The organism is Lysobacter enzymogenes, from assembly GCF_017168095.1.
Classification (GTDB): Bacteria; Pseudomonadota; Gammaproteobacteria; order Xanthomonadales; family Xanthomonadaceae; genus Lysobacter; species Lysobacter enzymogenes_D.
The window spans coordinates 1-4,873 of sequence record NZ_LXSD01000545.1 but is presented as its reverse complement, the minus strand read 5'-3'; the positions used below and the strand labels follow the sequence as shown (position 1 = coordinate 4,873).

Sequence of the window (4,873 nt, the reverse complement as noted above, 5' to 3'; positions counted from 1 at the left end):
TGTTCGCGCTCGGCGCGGGCGTGGCGGCGCGCGCGGCGACGGGTTGGTCGCCGAGCTCCGGCGACGGGCCGCGCAGCACGTTCCAGCCCTTGCCGCGCGCCAGCCGCGACACTTCCAGGCGGTCGCCGCGCTCGCTGTCGACGCCGGCGGCCGCGGCCACCAGCGAATGGATGCGCGCGACTTCCTGCTCGTCCAGGTCCGGCGGCAGGATCACCGCCACCGACAGGCGCTCGATCCGGCCCGGCGCGCGCGCGATCTCCTCGCGCTCGGTGCCGTGCAGATACTCGGACTCCTCGTTGTTCTGGCTGCGGCCTTCGGCGCCGTTGCTGCCGGCGCTGTTGACGCGCCGGCGCAGCAGCAGGCCGTTGCCGTCGTCGCCCTGCGCCAGCGGGCGTTCGCTGACCTCGCGCACCGCGTCGTAGTTGAGGGTGGCGTCCACCGACACGCGGAACTCTTCGTTGCGCAGCACCTGGCCGAGCAGTTCGACCACGCGCGCGCGGATGCGCTCTTCCAGCCGCGCCTCGTCCTCGTGGCGGCCGTCGAGGTCGACGGCGCCGTCGCCGCCGGTCGCGGCCAGCAGCGCGCCTTCGGAATCGAGCACGGCGACGTTCTGCGCCGACAGGCCTTCCACCGCGGCCGCCACCAGGCTGCGCACGCCGTGGATCTGCTGCCGGTTCAAGGTTTCGCCCGGGCGCAGGGTCAGCGCGACCGAGGCCTTGGAGGCTTCCTTCTCGCCGACGAACAGCCCGGGCCGGCGGATGGTCAGGTGCACGCGCGCGTTCTGCACGCCCGGCAGCGCGGCGATGGTGCGCTCGATCTCGCCTTGCAGCGCGCGCTGGTAATTGACCCGCTGGGCGAATTCGGTGACGCCGAAGTCGGAATCGTCGAACAGTTCGAAGCCGACATGGCCACCGCGCGGCACGCCGGCCGAGACCAGGCGCATGCGGGTCTGGTAGACCGCGTCCTCGGGCACGGTGATCGCGGTGCCGCCGTCGACGATGCGGTGCGGCACCTTCCACTCGTTGAGCGACTGCACGATCTCGGCCGCGTCGTTCTCGCGCAGGCCGCCGAACAGCAACTGCTGGCGCGGCGCGAGCAGCCACCAGAACGCGGCCACGGTGGCCGCCAGCAGCAACGCCAGCCCGAGCAGCAGGCCGGCGCGCGCGCCGGGCGAAAGCGATTTGAAGAAGTTCATGGGATTCATCGGGAAAGCTCCGTGCGGGCCGCGGTCACAGCTGCATCCGCATCATTTCCTGGTAGCTCTCGACCAGGCGGTTGCGCACTTCGACCACCAGGGTCAGGTCCAGGCGGGCCTGTTCCATGGCGATCATCACGTCGTGGATCGGCACGTCCTGCCCGGCCGACAGCGCGCGCAGCTGCGCGTCGGCGTGGCGCAGGCTGCCGTCGGCGCGCGCCAGGCCGGCGCCGAGCGCGTCCATGAAATCGGCGCGCGGCGCGTCGGACAGGGCTTCGCCGCGCGCAGCCTCGGCCAGCGGCGACGCCGCCGACAGCGACGCGGTCGGCAGCGCGCCGGTGGACAGCGAGGAGGCGGCGCCGAGCGCGCCGATGGCTTCGATCGACATCACTTGGCTCCGATTTCGAGCGCGCGCAGCATCATGCCGCGCAGCAGGTTGAAGGAACGCACGTTGGCTTCGTAGCCGCGGCTGGCGGTCATCAGCGTGGTCATTTCCTGGACCATGTCGATGCGCGGGTAGCGGACCACGCCGGCGGCGTCGGCGAGCGGATGGCCCGGGTCGTGCACTTCGCGCGCGGCCAGCGGCTGCGGCGACAGGCCCGGGCCGAAGCCGACCGCGTCGGCGAAGCTGCGCGGGGCGGCGCCGACGCCGAGGCGGGTGGCGTCCTGGCCCGGCGCCAGCGCGACGTTGGCCGAGGCGATGTTGCGGCTGGCCGCGTCCAGGCGCAGGCGTTCGTAGGCGAGCCCGGCGCGGGCCGCGTCGAGGATGGAGTCGACGGCCATGCTCAGCTCCTGCCCGCGATCGACAGACGCAGCAGGCCGAAGTGGCGGCTCAGCGCTTCGCCCAGGGCCTGGTAGTTCATGCCGGCGGTGACCATGTCGGCGACTTGCTCGTCGGCCTGGATCGGATCGGCGCCGGCCTGCGCCGGCATCGCGCGCACCCCGTCGGCGGCCGCGCTCAGGCGCGCCGCCAGCGTGGCGTCGCCGCCTTGCGCGGCCTCGCTCAGCAGCGTCTGCATCGCGGCGAAGTCGACGCGCTGCGCGCGCGCGCCCTCGATGCCGGCGTTGGCGATGTTGACGCTGGCGCTGCGCGCCTGCGCCTCGCGGATGCCCAGCGCCAGGCGGACCGCCTCGGTGGTGATGTCGTTGCTCATTGTCGGGTCTGCTCCCCTGCCTGTGCTTGAGTTCGGCCGCGTTCGTGGCCGCGCCGCTTACTGGATGACCAACTCGCCGTCGAGCGCGCCGGCGGCCTTGACCGATTGCAATACCGCGATGACGTCGCGCGTGCTCAGACGGATCGCGCGCAGCGAGGCGACCAGGTCGGCGACGGTCGCGCCCTCGGCCACGCTGACCAGCGGCGCCGGCGTCTCCTCGGCGCGGATCTGGGTGCGCGGCACCACCACCGAGCCGATGCTGTTGCCGGGCCGCACGTACACGCCGTCGGGCTGCGACACCGAATAATCGGTGCGCACCTCGACCTTCAGATCGCCATGCGAAATGCTGACCCGGCCCAGGCGCACATCGCCGCCGGCGACCACGGTGCCGGTGCGTTCGTTGACCACCACGCGCGCCTTGCGCTGCTGTTCGACCGAGAGGTTTTCCAGCCGCGCGATGCGCGCGATCAGGTCGCCCGGCGGCGTGGCGAAGGCGACGCTGATCTTGCCGGCGTGCTCGGCGCGCACGCTGGCCTCGGGCATGGCCTGGGCGATCGCGGTGGCGATGCGGTTGGCGTTGGTGAAGTCCGGATCGTTGAGCAGCACGCTCAGCGAGCGGCCGTCGCCGGCCACGCGCAGCGGCGAGGCCTGCTCGACGCTGGCGCCGGACGGAATCCAGCCGACCGTGGGATGGTTCTTCTGCAGCGACGCGGTCACGCCCTCGAACTGGTAGCCGCCGACCGAGATCGCGCCCTGGGCGATCGCGTACAGGCGTCCGTCCGGGCCCGACAGCGGCGTCAGCATCAAGGTGCCGCCGGTCAGGCTGCGCGCGTCGCCGGCCGAGGCCACCTGCACGTCGAGCAACTGCCCCGGTTCGGCGAACGCCGGCAGCTTGGCGGTGACGATCACCGCGGCGACGTTGCGGCTCGCCAGTTCGGCCTCGCCGACGTTGACGCCGAAATTGCGCAAGGTGTTGGCGACCGACTGCAAGGTCGCGCGGTTGCGCTGCGAATCGCCCGAGCCGGACAGGCCGAACACCAGGCCGTAACCGGTCAAGGGGTTGTCGCGCACGCCGGCGACGCGGGCCACGTCCTTGATCCGCACCGCGTTCGCGGTCGCCGCGCAGGCCAGCGCCGGCGTCAGCGCCGCCAGGCACAGCGCCAGCGTCCAGCGCAATGGCTTGGAAGAAATCCGGGTCGCGCTCACATCAACCTCAACCATTTGAACAGGCGGTAGAACACGCTCTGGCGCTGCGACTGGCTGACCACGCCGACCCCGACCAGCTCCAGGTCGGCGTTGGCGATGCGGTGCGAGAGCACGATGTTGTCGGCGGAAACGTCTTCGGGGCGGACCAGTCCGCGCAGGCGGATGCGCTGTTCCTCGCCGTTGACGGTCAGGGTCTGCGCGCCCTCGATCACCAGCGCGCCGTCGGGCCTGACCTCGGTGACCAGGGTCGAGATCTGGGTGCGCAGCTCGCCCACGCGCGTGGTCTGCGCGCCGCCGCTGTTGCTGGCGCCGATGCCGAAGCGGCCGTCGTAATCGGCGGTCGGCGTCTTCAGGCCGGCGCGCATGTCCAGGTCGCTGTTGGCGTCGGTCGCGGCCTGCGACTTGGCCCGGGTGGCTTCGAGCACGTACACGGTGACGACGTCGCCGGTGCGGTAGGCGCGGTGATCGGCGGCGAGCCCGCGGTAGCGCTCGGGCCGGACCAGGCTTTCGCGGCCGTCGTAGCCGGCGCCCTGTACGTTCGCGCCTTGAGTCGTGCCCTGCGTCGCCGCGCCCGCGACCGGCGCGCCGAAGGCTTGCCTGTCGCCAATCCGCGCGCCGTCCTGGGCCGCCAGCGGCGCGATCCAGCCCGCCGTCCATATCGCCAGCGCGCATGCGCCGGCGCTCCGCATCGACCTAACCATCGATCTGCACCTTTTGTGGGGCGACCACGCGCGAACGCACGGTCTGTTGCGAAGCGTCCGGCCGCACCGGCACGGTGTCGCCGACGCGGCCGTCGCCCAGGGCCATGCCCTGGCTCTGCAGCCGCACCGGTCCGCGCACGACTTCGATGGTCACGCGCTCGCGCGCGGCCACGTCCGGCCGTGTTTCGAAATCGCCGGCCAGCGCCGGCTGCCCGGCCGCGACCTGGCGCTTGAGCCGCAGCCGCGGCGCCGGCGCGGCGCCGGCGGCCAAGGCCTCGCCGGCGCAGCAGCTCATGTCCACCGTCGCTTCGACCAGGCGCAGCCGTTCGCCATCGGTATGCGCCGGATACGCTTCGGCGTAGGTCGGCACCGCGCGCGGATCGCGCAGCGCGACCCACACGCCGAGCGTGCGCACCGTACGTCCGTCCACGCGCAACTGCACCGGCAGCGAGGCGCGCGCGCGCGGCCAGCGTCCGCCGGGCTCGCCGACGCGCAGTTCGAGTTCGCCGGCCGGCAGGCGCTGGTCGGCCAGCCGCGTGATCAGTTCGAACTGCGCCTGCGGATGGCCTTCGCGCAGGCGCTCGGCCAGCGCCGAGCGCACCGCCGCGGCGATGCGC

7 protein-coding genes are annotated in these 4,873 nt (G+C 72.8%); all 7 read right to left on the bottom strand.

From position 1 onward, the window contains the following. Nucleotides 1-1,204 (bottom strand): flagellar basal-body MS-ring/collar protein FliF (gene fliF / locus A7A76_RS21660; RefSeq protein WP_206413250.1); only part of this gene is annotated, 1,204 nt, incomplete at its 3' end. 25 nt (nt 1,205-1,229) lie between these two features. After that, complete coding sequence (fliE, locus tag A7A76_RS21655; RefSeq protein ID WP_206413249.1) at nt 1,230-1,583, bottom strand: flagellar hook-basal body complex protein FliE; 354 nt, start codon at nt 1,581-1,583, stop codon at nt 1,230-1,232. Then, nucleotides 1,583-1,978 (bottom strand): flagellar basal body rod protein FlgC, encoded by a 396-nt coding sequence (locus A7A76_RS21650; RefSeq protein ID WP_206413248.1) that lies wholly within the window; start codon nt 1,976-1,978, stop codon nt 1,583-1,585. Before A7A76_RS21650 ends, fliE begins: the two co-directional genes overlap by 1 nt. Nucleotides 1,979-1,980: 2 nt before the next feature. Beyond that, nucleotides 1,981-2,349: a hypothetical protein gene (locus A7A76_RS21645; protein WP_206413247.1), complete on the bottom strand. Its 369-nt coding sequence runs from the start codon at nt 2,347-2,349 to the stop codon at nt 1,981-1,983. A 57-nt stretch (nt 2,350-2,406) separates the two neighbouring features. Further along, complete coding sequence (locus A7A76_RS21640) at nt 2,407-3,555, bottom strand: flagellar basal body P-ring protein FlgI (protein ID WP_343225385.1); 1,149 nt, start codon at nt 3,553-3,555, stop codon at nt 2,407-2,409. Beyond that, on the bottom strand, nt 3,552-4,244 hold the full coding sequence (locus tag A7A76_RS21635; protein ID WP_206413245.1) for a flagellar basal body L-ring protein FlgH: 693 nt from the start codon (nt 4,242-4,244) through the stop codon (nt 3,552-3,554). The genes A7A76_RS21640 and A7A76_RS21635 overlap by 4 nt, the downstream gene beginning before the upstream one ends. 4 nt (nt 4,245-4,248) lie before the next feature. Further along, nucleotides 4,249-4,873, bottom strand: a 625-nt coding sequence (locus tag A7A76_RS21630; protein WP_206413244.1) for a flagella basal body P-ring formation protein FlgA, incomplete at its 5' end; no start/stop codon positions are given.

Bases quoted from the DNA above. Each gene is read 5' to 3' on its own strand.
- fliE (WP_206413249.1), bottom strand. From the start codon at position 1,583: ATGTCGATCGAAGCCATCGGCGCGCTCGGCGCCGCCTCCTCGCTGTCC.
- A7A76_RS21650 (WP_206413248.1), bottom strand. From the start codon at position 1,978: ATGGCCGTCGACTCCATCCTCGACGCGGCCCGCGCCGGGCTCGCCTAC.
- A7A76_RS21645 (WP_206413247.1), bottom strand. From the start codon at position 2,349: ATGAGCAACGACATCACCACCGAGGCGGTCCGCCTGGCGCTGGGCATC.
- A7A76_RS21635 (WP_206413245.1), bottom strand. From the start codon at position 4,244: ATGCGGAGCGCCGGCGCATGCGCGCTGGCGATATGGACGGCGGGCTGG.